The sequence below is a fragment of the Streptomyces sp. MGP-BFMKR1 genome, from assembly GCF_057766585.1.
In genome coordinates, this window is sequence record NZ_CM173408.1 from 1850736 (window position 1) to 1869358 (window position 18623).

15 protein-coding genes are annotated in these 18623 nt (G+C 74.3%); 2 read left to right on the forward strand and 13 right to left on the reverse strand.

The genetic code is table 11. The features are described from left to right. Window positions 1-97: 97 nt before the first annotated feature. The 9 genes from AC3CHW_RS06790 to AC3CHW_RS06830 all read right to left on the reverse strand — a co-directional run bounded on the left by AC3CHW_RS06790 (window position 98) and on the right by AC3CHW_RS06830 (window position 11813). A complete protein-coding gene (locus AC3CHW_RS06790; protein WP_488469895.1) occupies window positions 98-1321 on the reverse strand; it encodes an arginine deiminase in 1224 nt (407 codons plus the stop codon). Window positions 1322-1818: 497 nt separating this feature from the next. Further along, on the reverse strand, window positions 1819-4641 hold the full coding sequence (locus AC3CHW_RS06795) for a polynucleotide kinase-phosphatase (RefSeq protein WP_488469896.1): 2823 nt from the start codon (window positions 4639-4641) through the stop codon (window positions 1819-1821). Further along, window positions 4638-6269, reverse strand: a complete 1632-nt coding sequence (locus AC3CHW_RS06800) for a 3' terminal RNA ribose 2'-O-methyltransferase Hen1 (protein WP_488469897.1) — start codon at window positions 6267-6269, stop codon at window positions 4638-4640. The genes AC3CHW_RS06795 and AC3CHW_RS06800 overlap by 4 nt, the downstream gene beginning before the upstream one ends. Window positions 6270-6446: 177 nt before the next feature. Continuing rightward, on the reverse strand, window positions 6447-7559 hold the full coding sequence (gene mmuM, locus AC3CHW_RS06805; RefSeq protein ID WP_488469898.1) for a homocysteine S-methyltransferase: 1113 nt from the start codon (window positions 7557-7559) through the stop codon (window positions 6447-6449). Between the two features lie 10 nt (window positions 7560-7569). After that, the gene (locus tag AC3CHW_RS06810; protein WP_217189367.1) at window positions 7570-8493 is read right to left on the reverse strand and encodes an LLM class F420-dependent oxidoreductase; all 924 of its coding nucleotides are present in this window, start codon (window positions 8491-8493) and stop codon (window positions 7570-7572) included. Window positions 8494-8902: 409 nt separating this feature from the next. Further along, a complete protein-coding gene (locus AC3CHW_RS06815; protein ID WP_176164570.1) occupies window positions 8903-9373 on the reverse strand; it encodes a DUF6099 family protein in 471 nt (156 codons plus the stop codon). A gap of 130 nt (window positions 9374-9503) precedes the next feature. Then, on the reverse strand, window positions 9504-9881 hold the full coding sequence (locus AC3CHW_RS06820) for a nucleotide pyrophosphohydrolase (RefSeq protein ID WP_488469899.1): 378 nt from the start codon (window positions 9879-9881) through the stop codon (window positions 9504-9506). Beyond that, the gene (locus AC3CHW_RS06825; RefSeq protein WP_488469900.1) at window positions 9853-11340 is read right to left on the reverse strand and encodes an AAA family ATPase; all 1488 of its coding nucleotides are present in this window, start codon (window positions 11338-11340) and stop codon (window positions 9853-9855) included. Before AC3CHW_RS06825 ends, AC3CHW_RS06820 begins: the two co-directional genes overlap by 29 nt. Before the next feature lie 56 nt (window positions 11341-11396). Next, on the reverse strand, window positions 11397-11813 hold the full coding sequence (locus tag AC3CHW_RS06830) for a cell division protein SepF (protein WP_176164568.1): 417 nt from the start codon (window positions 11811-11813) through the stop codon (window positions 11397-11399). Between the two features lie 642 nt (window positions 11814-12455). Here AC3CHW_RS06830 and AC3CHW_RS06835 point away from each other — a divergent pair. Beyond that, window positions 12456-13229, forward strand: a complete 774-nt coding sequence (locus AC3CHW_RS06835) for a TetR/AcrR family transcriptional regulator (protein WP_488469901.1) — start codon at window positions 12456-12458, stop codon at window positions 13227-13229. Between the two features lie 183 nt (window positions 13230-13412). Here the strand turns inward: AC3CHW_RS06835 and AC3CHW_RS06840 are convergent, their stop codons facing one another. The 4 genes from AC3CHW_RS06840 to AC3CHW_RS06855 form a co-directional block, all read right to left on the reverse strand. Then, on the reverse strand, window positions 13413-14327 hold the full coding sequence (locus tag AC3CHW_RS06840) for a 3-hydroxybutyrate dehydrogenase (protein WP_488470985.1): 915 nt from the start codon (window positions 14325-14327) through the stop codon (window positions 13413-13415). A 45-nt stretch (window positions 14328-14372) separates the two neighbouring features. Then, window positions 14373-15092: a HemK2/MTQ2 family protein methyltransferase gene (locus AC3CHW_RS06845; RefSeq protein ID WP_488469902.1), complete on the reverse strand. Its 720-nt coding sequence runs from the start codon at window positions 15090-15092 to the stop codon at window positions 14373-14375. Window positions 15093-15160: 68 nt separating this feature from the next. Then, complete coding sequence (locus tag AC3CHW_RS06850; RefSeq protein WP_398611792.1) at window positions 15161-15991, reverse strand: 2OG-Fe dioxygenase family protein; 831 nt, start codon at window positions 15989-15991, stop codon at window positions 15161-15163. Between the two features lie 146 nt (window positions 15992-16137). Continuing rightward, window positions 16138-17280, reverse strand: a complete 1143-nt coding sequence (locus tag AC3CHW_RS06855; protein WP_488469903.1) for a carboxylate-amine ligase — start codon at window positions 17278-17280, stop codon at window positions 16138-16140. Window positions 17281-17467: 187 nt separating this feature from the next. Here AC3CHW_RS06855 and AC3CHW_RS06860 point away from each other — a divergent pair, with 187 nt between their 5' ends. Further along, window positions 17468-18538: an iron-containing redox enzyme family protein gene (locus AC3CHW_RS06860; protein ID WP_488469904.1), complete on the forward strand. Its 1071-nt coding sequence runs from the start codon at window positions 17468-17470 to the stop codon at window positions 18536-18538. Window positions 18539-18623 lie beyond the last annotated feature (85 nt).

Consider the following 18623-nt stretch of genomic DNA (forward strand, 5'->3'; position numbering starts at 1 on the left):
CGGCCTGACCGGATGCGCGCCGGCCGACCACGCGGAGCCCCGGCCGGGCTCACGCCGTGCCCCGCTCACGCCGCGCCACGCTCACGCCGAGCCCCGCTCACACCGCGTCGCGCTCCACCGGACAGCTCATGCAGCGTGGCCCGCCCCGGCCACGGCCCAGCTCGCTGCCCGGGATGGTGATCACCTCGATGCCGCGCTTGCGCAGGTAGGTGTTGGTGGTGGCGTTGCGCTCGTACGCCACCACCACGCCCGGCTCGACGGCCAGCACGTTGCACCCGTCGTCCCACTGCTCCCGCTCCGCCGCGTGCACGTCCTGGGTCGCGGTCAGCACCCGGATCGCGTCGAGGCCCAGCGCGGCGGCTATGGCCCGGTGCATGTGCTCGGGCGGGTGGTCGGTGACCTTGAGGTCGTTCTCCTCCGCGCCCGGCTCGATCGTGTACGAGCGCAGCATCCCCAGTCCCGCGTACTGCGTGAAGGTGTCGCCGTCCACCATGGTCATCACCGTGTCCAGGTGCATGAACGCGCGCCCCTTCGGCATGTCCAGAGCCACGATCGTGCGCGCCGAGCCCGCCGCGAACAGGCCGCGCGCCAGCATCTCCACCGCCTGCGGCGTGGTCCGCTCGCTCATCCCGATCAGCACCGCGCCGTTGCCGATCACCAGCACGTCGCCGCCCTCGATGGTGGAGGGGTACGCCGCCTGCCCCTCCGACCACACGTGGAAGTCCTGGTCGGCGAAGAGCGGGTGGTGCCGGTAGACGGCCTCGTAGTGCACGGTCTCGTGCCAACGCGCCGGCCAGCGCATCGCGTTGATGGACACCCCGTCGTACACCCAGGCCGAAGCGTCGCGCGTGAACAGGTGGTTGGGCAGCGGATGGACGACGAAGTCGTCCGGCTCCATCGCGTGGAAGCGCACCGAGACCGGCTCCGGGCGCCGCTCCAGGAACTCCCGCTTGGTCTCCCCGCCGACCAGGGCCTGGGCCAGCTCGGGCGCGGACAACTCGTCGAAGGCGGCCCGCAGGTGATCGGTGGCCAGCGGGCCGTACTCCTTCTCGTCGAAGACCCGGTCGAGGACCAGGGCGCGGGCCTCGGGCAGCGCGAGGCTCTCGGCCAACAGGTCGCCGAAGAGGTGCACCTCCACGCCCCGGTCGCGCAACACGTCCGCGAACCCGTCGTGCTCCTGCCGGGCCCGGCGCACCCACAGCACGTCATCGAAGAGGAGCGCGTCCTTGTTGGTCGGTGTGAGTCGCTTCAGCTCCAGGTCGGGACGGTGCAAGATGACGCGACGGAGCCGCCCGGCCTCGGAGTCGACATGGAATCCCATGCACCTATCCTCACCCCAAGCCGGCCCCGTGCACATCGGTCGCGACGCCGTCCGCGCGCGCCGCGCGCCGCCGGCGCGCACCCGTCAGCGGGCCGGAAACCACCGCGCCGCCACCCCGAGGAGCGGTGCGGCACCGCCACGGGGACCGCCCGGCCCCACACCGCCGGCCCGACGCCCCCGCCAGCCCGGACAGCCGGCGACACCGGGCGCGGCGCACTTGCCGACAGGTGTCGGAAACCCGTACGCCTCGCCCCGCACGCCACCCCGCGCCCCCCGACCGCCCCAGCCACCGGCGGCCACCAGCCGGGTGGCGTCAGCGACCGGCGGCAGCCGGCCGCTGACGCCACCACCGCCCGCCCGTCGCCGGGAACCGGTGTCACGACCGGGGCGCGGCCCGTACGCCATGGCCGTCGCGTACGGGCCCGAGAGGCGGGGGCCAGGTGACACGGCCGGAGGCCGCGCCCGGAGCGGAGCCGCGACCGGGCGCTCAACCGGGGTCACAGCCTGGGGTCGACGGGCTCCGACTCCAGGGCCAGGACCGCGAACACGGCCTCGTGCACCCGCCACAGCGGCTCCGCGCCCGCCAGCCGCTCCAGGCCCTCGAGGCCGAGCGCGTACTCGCGCAGCGCCAGCGAACGCTTGTGCGGCAGGTGCCGCTCGCGCAGCCGCTCCAGGTTCTCCGGGCGCGCGTACTCCGGGCCGTACACCAGGCGCAGGTACTCCGGCCCCCGGCACTTGAGGCCGGGCTGTACGAGCTTGCCGCCCGCGGTCCGCGCGCCCGCCCGCACCGGCTTGACCACCATGCCCTCACCACCGGCGGCCGTCAGATCCAGCCACCACTGGATGCCGGCCGCCACCGACGCCTCGTCCTCGGTGTCGACGTAGAGCCGGCGCGTGGACGCGAGCAGCCCGTGACCGCGGCCGGGGGCGGCGACGCCGCGCGCGTCCCCGACCTCGGCCCCGGCCGCCGCCCCGCCCGCGTTCGCGCCCCCGGCCGCCGCCAGGAGATCGGCCTCGGCCGCGACGAGCCGGTCGATCAGGGCCAGTTGGTCGTCGTGCGGGAGCAGGGCGAGATTGCGCCCCTGCCCGGCCAGCAACTGGAACGGTGCCAACCGGATGCCGCCCAGGCCCTCGCGCCCGTCGGCGCCCGGCGCGGGCGCGTCCAGCACGCCACCCGCGGGCCCACCGGCCGGCCGACCGGCGAGTTGGCCCGCCGACCGGCCCGCGCGGTCTTCCGGCGAGTCGCCCACGCGCCAGCAGTAGCGCCGGTACGCCTCGGTGAACGCCTCGGCGTCGGCCGCGCGCTCCCGCTGCCGCGCCAGCAGTTCGGTCACCTCAAGGCCGCGCCCGGCCGCCGCCTCCAGGGCGTCGACCACGCCGGGGAACACGGCCCGCGACGCCGCCCCGACGGCCGCGTACTGGCCGCGCAGCAGCCCCTCGGCCTTCAGCGACCACGGCATCAGCTCGGCGTCGACGAGCAGCCAGTCCGTGTCCAGCTCCGCCCACAGACCGGCGCCGTCGACGGCCTCGGCCAGCCGGCCCAGCACCCGGTCGGTCAGCGCCGGATCGGCGAAGAACGGCCGCCCGGTGCGCGTGTGCAGCACGCCCCTGACCTCGGCGGTCGTCGCGCCGAAGCGCTCGCGGGCCACGCCCGCGTCCCGGCACACCAGGGCCACCGCCCGCGAGCCCATGTGCTTCTCCTGGCACACCACCTGCCGCACGCCGTCGGCCCGGTAGGCGGCGAACGCCTCGGCCGGATGCTCCAGGTAGCCCTCCCGCGACGACGTCGGGCACGGGGCCATCGTCGGCGGCAGGTAGGCCAACAGGCTCGGGTCCACGGCGAACCGGCTCATCACCTCGAGCGCCGCCGCCGCGTTCTCCTCCTTCACCGCGACCCGGCCCAGCTCCCGCGTCTCCACCACCCGCCGGCCGGCGACGTCGTTCAGGTCCAGCGGCCTGCCGTCCGTGCCCCCCGGGGCCTCGCTGACCAGCGGCTTGACCGGCTCGTACCAGACCTTCTCGGCCGGCGTGCTCACCAGTTCCCGCTCCGGCCAGCGCAGCGCGGTCAGCGCGCCACCGAAGACGCACCCCGTGTCGAGGCAGATGGTGTTGTTCAGCCAGGTCGCCCGCGGCACGGGAGTGTGCCCGTAGACCACCGCGGCCCGGCCCCGGTAGTCCTCGGCCCACGGGTAACGCACCGGCAGCCCGAACGCGTCGGTCTCGCCCGTCGTCTCCCCGTACAACGCGAACGAGCGGACCCGGCCCGACTGGCGGCCGTGGTACTTCTCCAGCAGCCCGGCGTGCGCGACCACCAGCGCGCCGCCGTCCAACACGTAGTGGCTGACCAGCGAACGGATGAACGCCGCGACCCGGGCCCGGAAGTCGGGATCGCGGGCGTCCTCGCGCTCCAACTGCTCGATCGTCTCCGGCAGGCCGTGCGCGAGCTTGACGGTGGTGCCCGCGAGGTAGCGGCCCAGCTTGTTCTCGTGGTTGCCGGGCACGCACAGGGCCGACCCGTCCGCCACCATGCCCATGACCAGGCGCAGCACGCCCGGACTGTCCGGGCCACGGTCGACGAGGTCGCCGACGAAGACGGCCGTACGCCCCTGCGGGTGCGCCGCCCCCACCGCGCGCCCCTCCTCGTCCCGGCGCAGCTCGTACCCGAGGTCGCCGAGCAGGCTCTCCAACTCGCCGCGACAGCCGTGCACGTCGCCGATGATGTCGAACGGGCCGCTCAGGTGCCGCAGGTCGTTGTAGCGCCGCTCCCGCGTGACGGTGGCGGCCTCCACCTCCGCCACGCCGCGCAGTACGTGCACCGTACGGAAACCCTCGCGCTCCAGGTGGCGCAGCGAGCGCTGCAACTCACGCCGGTGGCGCTGGATCACGTGCCGGGGCAGCGCGGCGCGGTCGGGCCGCGCCGCGTTGCGCTCGGCGCACACCCCCTCCGGCACGTCGAGCACGATCGCGACCGGCAGCACGTCGTACTGCCGCGCCAGCGCGATCAGTTGCTTCCTGCTGTCCGACTGCACGTTGGTGGCGTCCACCACGGTCAGCCGCCCGGCCGCGAGCCGCTTGCCCGCGATGAAGTGCAGCAACTCGAACGCGTCGGCGCTGGCCCCCTGGTCGTTCTCGTCGTCGCTGACCAGCCCGCGACACACGTCCGACGAGATCACCTCGGTCGGCTTGAAGTGCCGCGCGGCAAAGGTCGACTTGCCCGAACCGGTGGCCCCGACCAGCACCACGAGGGCGAGGTCGGGCACGGCGAGAACCCGCTCGTCGGTCGTCTCGTCGGTCGTCTCGTCGGTCGTCTCGTCGGTCATGCGGTCACCTCATCGCGCGGCACGGTCACAGTGACAACTTCCTGGTCAGCGTCGGAGGCGGTGGCGGTGCCAGGGCCAGTGCCAGTTTCGGCGTCGGTCGTGGCGCCGGTGCCGGTCGTGGTGACGGACGCGGCCCCGACCTCGGCCCGGTCACCGGCCGCGGTCGGGGCCGTGGCGGGCGGGTTCAGCGTGAACAGCGCGAGCTGGGTCGGGGGGCCCACCTCGGGGTCGTCCGGACCGACGGGCCGGAACTCCACGCCGTAGCCGTACCGGCGCGCCACCCCCTCGGCCCAGGCGCCGAACTCCTGGCGGGACCACTCGAAGCGGTGGTCGGCGTGGCGCATCTGCCCCGCCGCCAACCCGCTCCACCGCACGTTGTACTCCGCGTTCGGCGTCGTGATCACCACCGTACGGGGGCGCGCCGCCCCGAACACGGCGTGCGCCAACGCCGGCAACCGCGGCGGATCGACGTGCTCCACCACCTCGCTGAGCACCGCCGCGTCATACCCCCGCAACCTGCCGTCGGTGTACGCCAACGAGCCCTGCATCAGCCTGACACGAGCCGCCTGGCGCTCCGAAAGCTGGTCGAGGCGCAGCCGCCGCGCCGCCGAACCCAGCGCGCGCTGCGAGACGTCGACGCCCACCAGTTCCGTGAAGCGCGCGTCGCCCATGAGCTCGGCCAGGAGTTGCCCCTGGCCACAGCCGAGGTCGAGCACCCGCGCGGCCCCCACCTCGCGCAGTACGGTCACGATCGCCTCACGGCGCCGCACGGCCAACGGGCTCGGCGCCTGCGTGGTGTCGGCGCGCTCGTCCACGGCATTGTCCACGCTCTCGGGCGGGGTGTCGTCCGCGGCGGCGAGCCGGGCCAGTTCGAGCCGCTCCAACGCGTCCCGGGTCAGCGCGCGGCTCCGGGCCAGATACCGGTGGGCGATCAACTCCTGCTCCGGGTGGCCCGCGAGCCACCCCTCCCCAGACCGCAGCAGCTTCTCCACCTCGTCGGGCGCGACCCAGTAGTGCTTGGCGTCATCGAGCACCGGCAACAACACGTAGAGCTGCCGCAACGCGTCCGCGAGCCGTGCCTCGCCCGTCAGCACCAGCCGCACGTAGCGCGCCGCACCCCACTCGGGGAAGCGCTCGTCCAACGCCACCGGCGTCGCCCGCACCTGCCAACCCAGCGGCGCGAACATGCGCTCCACCAGCTCGGCCCCGCCCTCCGACGGCAACGCCGGCACCTCGACCCGCAACGGCAACGGCCGCTCCACCAACTCGGGCCGCGCCGCGCAGCGCCCCTGGAGCGCACTGGAGAACACCGCGCGCAACGCCACGGCGAGCAACGAGGAGGCCGCGTACGGGCGGTCGTTGACGTACTGGCCGAGCGGCATCGCGGTCGCGGCGCCGGCACCCCTGCCGGGGCGCTTCCCCCGGCCGCCGCGCACCAGGGCCACCGTGTCCACCTCCAGCAACAGCGCGGCCGTGCACCGCTCGGGCGACGCCTCCGGGTAGAAGACGTGCGCCACCCCGTGCGAGGTGGTGAAGCGTTGCACCTTCTCGGGATGCTTGTGCAACAGGAACCCGAGGTCGGTCGCGGGCTGCTCGGTATCACCGGTCGTGGTGAGGGTTAAGAACACACGCCCGAGTATCGCCCGCCCACCCGCCACGCTCCCACCGATTTCCCGAGGCCGGGGGGCTGGGGGGGCTGGGGGGATGGGGGCTCTGGCCGCTGTCGCGGGTGCGTTGCCGGGTCCGCTCGCTGCGGGCCACCGGGTGGGGGGGGCTCCCCCGCCCCCTCCCCTCCCCCTCGCCCCTCACCCCCGAATTTCCGCCGCCAGGTCGGCGATCTGGTCCGGGCCCACTCGGCAGCAGCCGCCGACGAGTCGGGCTCCCTCGGACCGCCATGCCGCGACCCGCGCCGGGTCGAAGGTGCTGCGGCCTCGCCAGTCCCTCGCCGTCGCGTCCCAGTCCTCGCCGCTGTTCGGGTAGACGACCACCGGTTTGCCGGTGACCAGCCCCGCCAGTCGCACCGCACCGTCCGCGTCGGCCGGCGTGCAGCAGTTCACCCCGACCGCGATGACCTGCTCGTTGTCCGCCGCGAGCGCGAACGCCCGTTCCAGTGGTTGGCCAGCTCGGGTGAGGTGGCCCCGGATGCTGTACGAGAGCCACACCGGAACCCCGCAGTCCTCGGCTGCCCAGAGCATCGCCTCCGCCTCGTCGATGTCCGGCACCGTCTCCAGTGCCAGCACGTCCGGTCGCGCCGTGGCCAGCGCCGCGACGCGCGGGCGGTGGTAGCCCATGAGTTCTCGCACGCTCAGCCCGTACCCGCCCCGGTACTCGCTGCCGTCGGCGAGCATCGCCCCGTACGGGCCGACGGAGCCCGCCACCCACACCGTGCCCTCCCGTGCGGCAGCGAACTCTCCGGGCGCTGCCTGATGCTCGCTCGACCGCTCGGGTTCGCGTCCCACCAGGGCGTGTGCCGCGCCTATGCCGCCGTCCCCGCCTCCGCCGGACACCTCCCCCACTGTCGGGTCCGCCCGTCCTGCCGCCTCGTTCTGGGCCGCCGCCCGGCGGGCCAGGTGGACGCTGCGGCGCAACAGCTCGTCCACCTGGCGCCGGCCCAGGTCCCGGCGGGCGAACCCCTCGTAGCTGGCCTGGTAGCTGGAGGTGATCAGGACCTGGGCGCCCGCCCTGACGTACGCCGCGTGCGCGGCCTCGATCTGCGCCGGGTCGTCCGCGAGGAGTCGCGCCGACCACAGGTCGTCCGACAGGTCGCAGCCCTGGGCCTCCAACTGGTTGGAGAGGCCGCCGTCGAGCACGACCGTCCCGCGTGCCAGCGCCTCGGCCAGCGGGAGGCCAGGGCCCTCGGGCGGGGGCGGGGGCTTGGGTGGTGTCCCTTCGGGGGGCGGCTCGGCGGCGGATGTCATGGCGCGTTCCTCAGCCGAGTTGCGACTGCACCTGGGAGGAGATCAGCTCCAGGTGGTCGAGGTCGTCGAGGTCGAGGATCTGGAAGTAGATCCGGGACGCGCCGATCGCCGCGTACTGGCCGATCTTGTCCACCACCTCGGCCGGCGAGCCGGCCAGGCCGTTCGCCTTGAGTTCGGTCACGTCCCGGCCGATGGCCGCGGCGCGCCGGGCCACCTCGCTGTCGTCCTTGCCGACGCAGGCCACCAGGGCGTTGGAGTACACCAGGTCGTCGGCCTTGCGGCCGGCCGCCTCGGCCGCCGCCCGCACGCGGCCGAACTGCCGGTCGCTGTCCTCGACGGAGGCGAAGGGGATGTTGAACTCGTCGGCGTACCGCGCGGCCAGGCGCGGGGTGCGCACCGCCCCGTGGCCACCGATGAGGACCGGCACCTTCGACTGGGTGGGCTTGGGGAGGGCGGGCGAGTCGGTGAGCTGGTAGTGCGTTCCGTTGTGGGTGTACGTCTGGCCGAGGGGCGTGTTCCACAGGCCGGTGACGATCTCCAGTTGCTCCTCAAGGCGCGCGAACTTCTCCTTGGGGAAGGGGATGCCGTAGGCGCGGTGTTCCTCTTCGAACCATCCGGAGCCGAGGCCGAGCTCGACCCGTCCGCCGGACATCTGGTCCACCTGGGCGACCTGGATGGCCAGCACGCCGGGGAGTCGGAAGGTGCCCGCGGTCATCAGGGTGCCGAGACGGATGCGGCTGGTCTCACGGGCGAGACCGGCCAGGGTGATCCAGGCGTCGGTGGGGCCCGGCAGGCCGTCGACGCTGCCCATGCGCAGGTAGTGGTCGGAGCGGAAGAAGGCGTCGAAGCCCAGGTCTTCGGTGGCCTTGGCAACGGTGAGAAGGGTGTCGTAGCTGGCCCCCTGCTGGGGCTCGGTGAAGATGCGTAGGTCCATGGGCTCCATCCTGCCTGCTTCGGGGCATGGCGCCGACGTGCCCCCAGCCCGTGTCAGCCCCCGCGATCCGCCGGCCCGTGGCCGGGCGGTCGGTGTCGCGCGCGGTCGCGGCGGCGGGTTCGCGGGCCCGCGGGTTCGCGGGTGGTGGGCGCCGGGCGTGTGGTCGGCGGCTGCTGTGTCGGGGGGCGGCGGTCGCTCGTCGGGGTGGGTGATGATCTGGGCCGGTGGTGGTCTGGAGCGGTGGTGGTCTGGGGCGGTGGTGGGTCTGCTGCCGGTGGCCCGAGCCGCAGGCGAGCGGCGACGTACGGCTCACTGGCTCCCTGGGCGCGGCTGGTGGAAGGGATCGAGGGCAAGGGAATGCGGGGAAGGCCACGGGCGGCGCGGGCGGGGGTGGGGTGGCGGTCGCCGGTCAGGCGGCGCCGCCTTCCCGGTAGGCCGTGAGTTCCCGGAGCATGCCGAAGACGCGGTCTCTGGACTCGTCCGCGGCGTCCACGGCCTCCACGCACTGCCAGTACAGGCCCTCTTCCGCCACGCAGGCCACCTCCACCAGGGCTATGCCGACGTCGCCGAGCAACACCCCCAGCGCGAGGAGCACGCGCCGGGGGTCGCGCACTTCCGTCAACTGCACGGCGCGTATCGCCCCGGTGCGCAGCGTGGGGTGGTTGAGAGCGGGGCGCCCCAGTGCGCCGCATGCTCGGCCGCCCGCCTCGCTGAGGCCCTGTGCTTCCCAGCGCGCCGTGGGTGAGGCGCTGCCCGCGAAGTAGCTTCCGATGACCTCAGCGAGCGCCTGTGCCTGCCATGCCTCGACGACGACGTCCTGCACGGCGTCAGCCCGCGTCAAAGCCAGTCGGGTGGCCTCGATGAGCCGCATCGCCTCCATGTCCCACGCCCCTCTTCGCCCGTGCCGTGTGGGTTATCTATCCGCTACCCAGAGTGATGAACATCAGGCGGGAAAGCTAGGGGAATTCAGGAATCTGTGGACAACAGTTACGCTGTGGATAACTTTCTCACTACAGAGAGTGATGATCTTTGTTGGTGGGAGGCGCCGCTCGCCGGGCCGGGAAGCGTAGTTCATTGCGGTCGATCTTGGCGGAGAGGGCCCGCAGCGGGTCGATGTCCAGCACCAGGCAGAACTGCAACAGGTAGGCGAGCACGTCGGCCACCTCGTCCTCGACGCGCGCCGACGTCGTGGGGTCGGCCATCACGGCGGCCGACTGTTCCGGCGTCAGCCACTGGAAGATCTCCACGAGTTCGGCCGCTTCGACGCTCAGCGCCGAGGCCAGGTTCTTCGGTGTGTGGAAGCGCTGCCAGTCGCGCGCCGCCGCGAAGTCGGCGAGCCGTCGCTGGAGGGCGGGCAGGTCAGGGGCGGGTTCGGGAGCCTTGGTCACGCCCCAGGTCTACCACCGCCAGCCCGGGGACCCCGAAGTCGCCCTCCTGGGTGACGGGCCGCCCCGGGGCGCCGACCGGCCCCCTCCTGTCGTCGGCCGGCGCGCCGGCGCGGGCCGACGCGCGCGGGGCCGCGAGGCCGTCGCGGCGGTGGTCGCCGCCCGGGCCCGCGTGGTGGCCGTCGCCCTCGCGCGTCGGCGGCGCGACGGGCACCTCGCGCACGGTGCCCACCAGCCGGATGTGGCCCCGTTCGCACATGCGGCCAGCCAGTTCGAGCAGCAGGCGGGCCTGGCGTCGGTCCAGGCACCGGTCGAAGCCGTCGGCGAGCACCGTCAGCGTCTGCAGGGCGGGCAGCACGTCGGCCACCGGGTCCACGTCCAGCACTCCGGGGCCGGTGAGCAGCACGAGTGCGAGGCCCAGGTAGCGCAGTTCGCCGTCGCCGAGCCGGTCCACCGGCATCTGTCCGAACTCGCCGAGTCCGAGCACGGCGCGCACCCCGGCGCCGGAGCGCCCGCGTGGCGCGCTGCCCGCGCCCATCGGGCCGCGTGGGGCCGGTGTCGTGGCGCGCCGCTCCGACGCCTGGGCCTGCTCGTCGGCGGGGGCGCGGACGGCGGTGCCGCCGCGTCGGTTGCCGCCGGTGGCCACGGGGGCGGGGGTGTCCGGGGCGTGGTCGCGCCCGGCCGCGCCCTCGACGGTCAGCTCCGTGACGGCCGGCCCGGCGCAGCCGTCGCGTACGGCGGCGACCAGGGCCGCGTGCCGGGTGCCGCACTCCTTGCGGGTGCGGTAGAGGACGGCGGCGAGGTTGTCGCAGGCGCTGCGGAGGTGGCCGTCGGAGCGCATGGCGGGGCCGCGCATGGCCTCGGGCCGTGGGTCGCAGGGGAAGACGGAGCGCAGCGCGACGACGACCTGTTCGGCCGCGGCGAGGGCGAGCCGCTGGCCCGCGGTCTTGCCGGCGACGCGCAGCGGCAGCAGCGCGGTGGCCAGTCGGTCGTCGGGGAGCGGGGCGCGGGTGACGGGCACGGCTCCGGCGGTGTACCAGGCCGCCTGCACGGTGCGGCGGCCCGGGTCGCGCAGCGCCGTCTCCAGGAGGACCTCACCGGCGCCGGTCATGCGCTCGCCGACGATCCGCAGTTCGGGCTCGGCCTGGACGGCGATGTCGAGGTGGACGGGGCCGACCGGGCCGTCGACGGTGCAGCCGATGCGGAAGCCGCGTCGTCCCTGGCTGTCGGGGCGGGCCTGGTGGGGTACGCAGCCGGCGGGGTCGGGGAAGACGTCGGCCAGTGGTTCGCCGGCCGCGAGTCGGGCCAGGGCCGCGTACGCCTCCAGGGCGCTGGTCTTGCCGCTGCCGCTGGGTCCGGTGAACAGCGTCACCGGACCCAGCGGGAAGACCGCGCGCCGGTGCGTCTTGTAGGCCGAGAGCCTCAGTTCGGATACGGCGGGCCGCTGGCCTGATGCGTTCATGGCGCGGAAGGTATCGCCGCCGCGTTTCGCCGAACCGTTTGCTCGTCGTCGCGTTCCTACGATCGGGGGACGGAAGCGCCCGTCACGGTCGTGAAAGCGGGGCGCAGTTCGGGTTCGTCCACCTCGGTGCCGAGGGGGGCGAGCAGGAACACGTTGGTGTCGACCCGGTGCATGCCGCTGCCGAGGCCGAAGACGACTCCGCTGGAGAAGTCGAGGATGCGCTTGGCCACGTCGGCCTCGGCGCTGGTGAGGTCGAGGAGGACGGGGATCTGGGCCATCAGGTACTCGGCGACCTCGCGCGCGTCGGCGAAGGTCTGTACGCGGATGACGACGAACTGGCGCTGGTCCTGTTCGGCCTCGTCCTCGGGCAGGGCCCGGTGGTGCGGCCAGGACGGCCAGGCGTTGTTGCTTCGCAGCGGGACGACTTCGGCGAGCCCCTCCCACTGTTCGTCGGTGACGTCGTGGCTGTTCACCGGTCCACCCCGCAGGCGTGCTCGCTGGATATGTGCATCGGGCGATTCTAGGGACAAGCTCAGCTTCGATTCGCGCACCGACACAGGTATCGGCGCAGGTAGTGACGTAGGCAACGGGGAGGGGACGGGACCGGGGAGCCGGGGCACGAGCCCCGCGCGGCACCGGAGTGGCCGCCGCGCTCGCGTCCCCCGACGCCGCGCGCGACCGGCTCCGCGGTCCCGTCGTCCGAACCCGACGCCATGTGGCCGGAGCGTGAAGGGCCGACCCCCGTCGGCGCCTCCCCCGTACCGCTCCAGCCACCAGCGCGGCCAACTCGCACCGACGTTCCGGCGCGTCGTCTCGGCGATGGGCGTCTGGTGACTCAACGGCCGTGCCGACGCGGGAGAATCCCCCGCCGACCCCCCGTTCGCCAAAGTCACCGACGCGTCGCGTCGACTCCACGCGGGGCGCCTCCCCGAGACCAAACGGTCTCAGGGCAGCGCGAGTTGGAAGAGGCGGCGGCGAGCCCCCCGTTTGCGTGCTTCCCCCGACACCACCGCCTCTGCCTACGAGCATCACATGCCAGTGGGGCAAAACTCAACGCCGTGTTGAGTTTTGTCGAAACTGCGTTACGCGCCATTCGAACAGCTACGGTGAGCCGCATGGACGACAACGGGGACGAAGCAGCGCACAGAACGCTGCCTCCCTCGGCCGGGGTCCGGGGGCGCAGGCGCCCCCGCCTGAGCCGGGGGGACCGCAGGGAGGCAGCCATCCTCGACAGCGTCGTCCGCCTCTTGCGCGACCGACCGGCGAGGAAGATCACCATCGAGGAGATCGCCAAGGGCGCGGGCCTGTCCCGCCCCTCGGTGTACTTCTACTTCGACAGCAAGCAGGCCATCATCGACGCCGCCGTGCAGCGCGTGATGGGCAGCATGCTGTCGACCGCGGCAGCCGCCGCGGGCAACGAGGACATCACGTTGGAAGCCTCGCTCGAGGGGCTGATCAACAACGTTCTCGACACCTGGGTGGAGCACGGCTCCCTGTTCTGTGCCGCGATCGACTACGTGGGCCGGGACCTGGAGGCGCGCATAGCGTGGCGGGACGTGCTGGAGGCGGGCGCTGACGAGCTGGCCGCCATGCTCGAACGCGACCGCGCCCGCGGGCTGGTCAAACCGGGCGGGGACGCGCGGGCGCTGGCCGTGGCGGCGCACTGGATGGTCGAGCGCAACTGCTACATGCTCTTCAGTCGCGAGCACACGAAGCCGGAGGAACTCGCGCTGCGCACCACGATGGTGCTCAGCGCCCGACGCATCCTCGGACTTCCCGAAGCGCCCACCGAGCCCGTGGCCGCCACATCGCGGGACGCCGCGTCGCAGGAAGCCGCATCGCCGGACGTCGAGCCGCGGAACGCCGAACCGCAGGCCGCCGAGTCGTAACCCGCCGGCCCGCGCGAGGGTGGCCGGCGTTCCGGCCGGCGGGTGGCCGTACCCGCCGGGCCGGGAGCCTCTCGTACGACGCGAGAGCGGCCGGTGCCACTCCCCCGCGCCGCCGCCGGCCTCCTCCGCGCCCCGTCCGCGCGCGGGCGCTCGTGCCGGCGCGCGCGGGGCGCTGGCGTGCCCTCAGCTCGCCGTCCAACCCCCGTCGAGTGAGAGCGAGGTGCCGGTGATCATCGAGGACTGCGGGGCACACAGGTACGCCACGGCCTCGGCGACCTCGGCGGGCTCCACCATGCGCTTGATGGCGGGGCGCGTGAGCAGCACGTCGGTCACCACGCGGTCGGCCGGGATGCCGTGGGTCGCGGCCTGGTCGGCGACCTGCCGCTCCACCAGCGGCGTGCGCACGTAGCCGGGGTTGACGCAGTTGGAGGTGACGCCGTGCGGCGCGCCTTCGAGTGCGGTGACCTTCGACAGGCCCTCCAGGCCGTGTTTGGCCGCCACGTAGGCGGACTTGTAGGCGGAGGCCCGCAGGCCGTGGACGGACGAGATGTTGACGACGCGACCCCAGCCCTGGGCGTACATGTGCGGCAGGGCGCCCCTGATCAGCCGGAAGGGGGCGGTCAGCATGACCGTCAGCATGGTCGCGAAGTCCTCGGGCGGGAACTCGTGGAGCGGGCGCACGAGTTGCAGGCCGGCGTTGTTGACCAGCACGTCGACGCCGTCGGCCGCCCGCTCGGCCGCGTCGAGGTCGGTGAGGTCGAGCGGGTGGGGCTGAAGCTCCCCGGCCAGCGGCCCGGCCCCGGCCGCCTTCTCGGCCCCGGCCCCGGACTCAGCCCCGGTCCCGGTCTGCGTGGCGGCGGCGTGCAGGGCGGCGAGGCCGTCGGCGTCCCGGTCCACCGCGCGGACCCGCGCGCCGGCTGCGGCCAGCCGCAGCGCGCAGGCGCGACCGATGCCGCTGGCCGCGCCGGTGACCAGCGCGGTGCGTCCGCTGAGATCGAGAGGGATAGCCGCGGGGGCGGCGGGGTGTGCTGCCGCGGGGGCGGCGGGGTGTGCTGCCGCGGGGGCGGCGGGGTGTGCCGCTGGCGGGTTGGCTGGCAGGCTCATATCGAACAGCCTAGGCGGCCGGTCGGAGCCCGCCGGGGTTCAGGGCGCGCCCGAGTGCTCCCGTGCGCCCCCGGTGGGGTGGGGAGCGGGCGCGGGCGGCACCCGGTCGGCGCGGATGACCACCAACTCCTCCTCCCGCTGGCCGCGCTCGATCAGCCCGCGCTCGGTGAGCCACTCGGCGCGGGCGCGCAGCACGGGGCCGAAGGGCTGGTGGCGGCGGGCCACGATGGACGCCTTGAGGCCGGCCTGACCGAGCAGGCCGAGGGTCTGCTCGGGACCGCACAGCGCGGAGTGGACGATGAGCAGCATGCCCTCCGGGGTCAGCAGGTGCGGTGCCATGGCGCAGAGTTGGTCCAGGTACCGCCGGCCGTCCAGGCCCGCGTTCCAGGCCCGGGCCCGCCCCCGCTCGTGGTCGGCGTCCACGGGGCAGGGGACGTACGGCGGGTTGGCCGTGATCACGTCGTAGCGCTGGCGGTGCGTCAGGCAGGAGCGGAAGTCGCCGTGCTCGACGTGGACGGGCAGCCTGTTCAGCCACGCGTTGCAGCGGGCCGTCAGCACGGCGCGGTAGCAGGTGTCCACGGCGCGCACGCGCACCGCGCCCAGTCTGGCCGCCGTCAGCGCGATAAGCCCGGTGCCGGTGCACACGTCCAACGCGTGCGCGCCACTGGGCACGGACGCGCGGTGCAACGCCTCTTGCAACAGCAGCGAGTCCCCCTGCGGCCCGTACACGCCCCATGCCTTCACCAACACCGTGCCCACCTGTCGTTCCTTACGTCGTGCACCGCCCGCGCGGCCGGTGCTGCCACTGATCGGGATGCGCCGTGGGCTCACAGCCGTGGCGCGTAGGGGGCCAGGCCGATGATGAGGATGCGGCGATCGCCGTGGCCCGGATCGGCACCGAGCCGGACGGGGGCGACGTAGTGGCTGACCCGGTGGTCGTGCACGGCGTAGCCGTCCAGCGGTTCGCGCAGCGTGAAACGTTCGTGCAGGGCCTCGGGCGGCACCTCTTCGGGGCGGTTGCCGGCGCACTCGGGGCGGGCGATGACGTTCTCGCCGCCGGCCACGTTGGCGCAACTGACCAGGTGGGCGAAGGTGAACGTGGCCCGGGAGCCACCGTCCTGGTGCAGGCAGTCCGGGGACGAGACGGCGACCTGGCTCCGGTCCGTGACCGCCAGCTTGATCAGGTGCACGCCGACGTACAGCGGCACCCGGCGCAGGTCCGCCACCCACTCGACCTGCGCGAGGTCGGCGTGGATGAGGTGCAGCAGCAGCGCGTTGGCCTGCAGGGCGGTGGGGATGTCGGGCAGCCGGCGCCGCAGGTCCGGGTACTCCGGGTTGTGGCCGTCCTGCCAGTACTCGGTGACCGTGCCGTACGTGGCGTCCGGGGCGCCGGGCGCGAACGAGAGCTGCCGCGTCCAGGGCAGGTAGACGGCGTGCGAGTAGCGCCGGTAGCGGTGCGTCGTCGGGGCGTACGGGTCGGCCGGCAGGTCCGCGTAGGCCGCGGTGAGCTGGGCCAGGTCCCCGGCGTGCGCGGCCAGTGACAGGCCCAGGTCCTCCGGGCGGTAGCGGGCGTAGCCGTCGCGTCGCAGGTCGCCCGGGCCGCCGGCCGCCGCGGGGGCGGTGGGAGCGGGGCTCCGCACGGTCGGTGTGTTCTCCATCGACTCCTCCAGTGCCGCCAAGTGGGTCGCTGTCGCCCCGCCCGTTCCGCGGTGGCACCGCCCCTAGCAGGCTCACACGGGTACCCAGGAGGCGCCCGGTCAGTACGACCGTCTCGGTGAACCTGGCGCCGCGCGCGGCGCCCCGGTCAACGCCCGCCCTCGGGGGCCGCGCCCACCAGGTCGTCCACCACGGCGGCCAGGCCGCCCGGCCGGCGGGCCGCGGCCCGCTGTCGGTGGGCCCCGGAGCCGTGGCGCTCCAGTCGGCCCAGGAAGTCCGCGACCACCTGTCGGTCGCCGTGCGCGTCCAGGGCCGGGCCGACGTGCGCGAGGAGCCGCCGACCGCGTTCGGGGGCGGGCAGCACGTCACCGGTGACGGCGTCCGTGCCGAGCCCGGGCCAGCCGTCGCGGGTCGCGTACCAGTACGTCGAGCGCAGCAGCTCACCGCCCGCGCGCGGGCCCGGGTCGCCGGCGCGCACCCGCGCCGCCGCCGTGACCACCAGGGCCCGCACGATCGCGGCCAGGGCCGCGGAGTCGGCGGCGTCGGCCGGCACGTCCATGCAGCGCACCTCCAGGGTGGGCAGCGTCGGGTGCGGTCGCACGTCCCAGAACGGCAGCTCGCCGAAGGGCATGGCGCCGGCCGTGGCCATGGCCCGCGCGGTCCGCTCGTAGTCGGCGAAGGAATCGACGTACGGCGGCGGCCCGAGGCAGGGGAAGCGGACCCGGATCACGGAGCGCCAGCTCGCGTAGCCGCTGTCCCGGCCGCCGTGGAAGGGGGAGTTCGCGCTCATCTCGACCAGCAGCGGCAGCCAGGGCCGCAGGTGGTTGCCGACCAGCGCGGCCAGTTCGCGGTCGGGCAGGTGGACGTGGACGTGCAGCGCGTTGATGGCGTAGTCGTCGATCATCGATCGGAACAGGTCCACGCTGGCCTGATAGCGCGGGTGGTCGCCGACGACGACCGGACCCGCGCCGCCGAGCACCGGCGTGCCCGACGGGCACACCCGCAGCCCCTCGGCCGCCGCGGCGCGCGCCACGGCGGCCCGCAGCCGCGTCAGCTCCCGGTGCACCTCGGTCGACGTCACGCACGGCGCGGTCTTCACCTCGATCTGGTACTCGGTGAACTCGCCCGAGACCGCGTCGCCGAGGTCCGCCGCGGCCCGGGCGAGCACGCGCGGCCCGGCCGGCTCGACGGCCCGGGTCTCCGGATGCACCAGGAAGTACTCCTCCTCCACGCCCACCGTCAGCACGTCCGCCTCCACCCGTCTCCCGCGTCCGGCCTCGCTGCCGCTCACCGCCCCAGCATTGCCCGCCGCCCCCACACTGTCGCGGCACGCGCGGCGATCGGGGACAGGTGTGGCCCGAGCACGCGGGCCACGCGCCGACACGCGGTCCCCGCCGGGCCCGCACGGGTGACCCGTACGCGTGGACCGGGCGCACCGGGGCACTCGGAACGGACCTGTCCAGCCCTGGAGGACGCCCATGATCCCCGTCAAAGCCGCCGCTTCCCCCCTCGCCCCGGCGCCACGGGCGGCCCCGCTGCCGGCGGCCTGCGGCGCCCTGTCCGAGCTGGTGACGACCGTGCTGCGCGGTCCCGTGGCCGAGGGGTGCCCGGGACAGGTGGCGGCGGCGCTCGGCGTGGCCTCCCGCGCCGACCCGCTCGGCGACGACCTCCAGCTCGCGCTGCACACCTGTTACGAGCTCCACTACCAGGGCTTCGCCGGAGTGGACCCGGACTGGGAGTGGCAGGTGGACCTGTTGCGGTTGCGCGCGGCGCTGGAGCGCGCCTTCCTGGACCGGGTACGGGACGGGGTGGCGGGCGGCACGGACCTCGACGCGGAGTTGGAGGCGCTGCTCGTCGAGCCGGTGGACGGCTCGGGCCTGTCCCACCAACTGCGCCGCGAGGGCACCTGGGAGCAGGTGCGAGAGCTGTTCGCGCACCGCTCCATCTACCAGCTCAAGGAGTCCGACCCGCAGGCGTGGGTGATTCCCCGGCTGACGGGGCGGGCCAAGGCGGCGCTGGTGGCGGTCGAGTACGACGAGTTCGGCGCGGGCCGGGCCGAACGCGTGCACTCCCGGCTCTTCGCCGACCTGATGGCGGCGGCCGGCCTCGACGCCCGGTACGGCGGGTACGTGGAGGCGGTGCCCGGCAGCACGCTCGCCGTGGTCAACCTGATGTCCTGCCTGGGCCTGCACCGCACCCACCGGGCCGCGCTGGTCGGGCACTTCGCGGCGGGCGAGATCGCCTCGTCGCCCGGCGCGCGCCGAATGCTCCAGGTACTGGAACGGCTCGACGCCCCGCAGGCGTGCCGCGTCTTCTACAGCGAGCACGTCGAGGCCGACGCCGTGCACGAGCAGCTCATGCGCCGCGAGGTGATCGGCGGGCTGCTCGACGAGCAGCCCGAGCTGCGCGGCGACGTCGTCTTCGGCATCCAGGCGGCGAACTTCGTGGACGGCCGGTTCACGGCGTGGATTCGCGACCGCTGGCAGGCCGGCGCCTCGTCACTCCGCTGGCCCCTCCCGCCCGCCGGCGCGCGCGACCAACGCAGCTAGCGGCCACCGGCCGGTCGCACGCGCCCACCGCCGCGCCGCGCGGCGCTCGGCCCGCGAGGGAAAGCGCGGCGGCGGAGGGCCGTGC

What these genes read in the sequence shown, in the direction of transcription:
- AC3CHW_RS06790 (WP_488469895.1), bottom strand. Translation starts at nt 1,321, where the DNA reads ATGGGATTCCATGTCGACTCCGAGGCCGGGCGGCTCCGTCGCGTCATC.
- AC3CHW_RS06795 (WP_488469896.1), bottom strand. Translation starts at nt 4,641, where the DNA reads ATGACCGACGAGACGACCGACGAGACGACCGACGAGACGACCGACGAG.
- mmuM (WP_488469898.1), bottom strand. Translation starts at nt 7,559, where the DNA reads ATGACATCCGCCGCCGAGCCGCCCCCCGAAGGGACACCACCCAAGCCC.
- AC3CHW_RS06810 (WP_217189367.1), bottom strand. Translation starts at nt 8,493, where the DNA reads ATGGACCTACGCATCTTCACCGAGCCCCAGCAGGGGGCCAGCTACGAC.
- AC3CHW_RS06815 (WP_176164570.1), bottom strand. Translation starts at nt 9,373, where the DNA reads ATGGAGGCGATGCGGCTCATCGAGGCCACCCGACTGGCTTTGACGCGG.
- AC3CHW_RS06825 (WP_488469900.1), bottom strand. Translation starts at nt 11,340, where the DNA reads ATGAACGCATCAGGCCAGCGGCCCGCCGTATCCGAACTGAGGCTCTCG.
- AC3CHW_RS06835 (WP_488469901.1), top strand. Translation starts at nt 12,456, where the DNA reads ATGGACGACAACGGGGACGAAGCAGCGCACAGAACGCTGCCTCCCTCG.
- AC3CHW_RS06850 (WP_398611792.1), bottom strand. Translation starts at nt 15,991, where the DNA reads ATGGAGAACACACCGACCGTGCGGAGCCCCGCTCCCACCGCCCCCGCG.
- AC3CHW_RS06860 (WP_488469904.1), top strand. Translation starts at nt 17,468, where the DNA reads ATGATCCCCGTCAAAGCCGCCGCTTCCCCCCTCGCCCCGGCGCCACGG.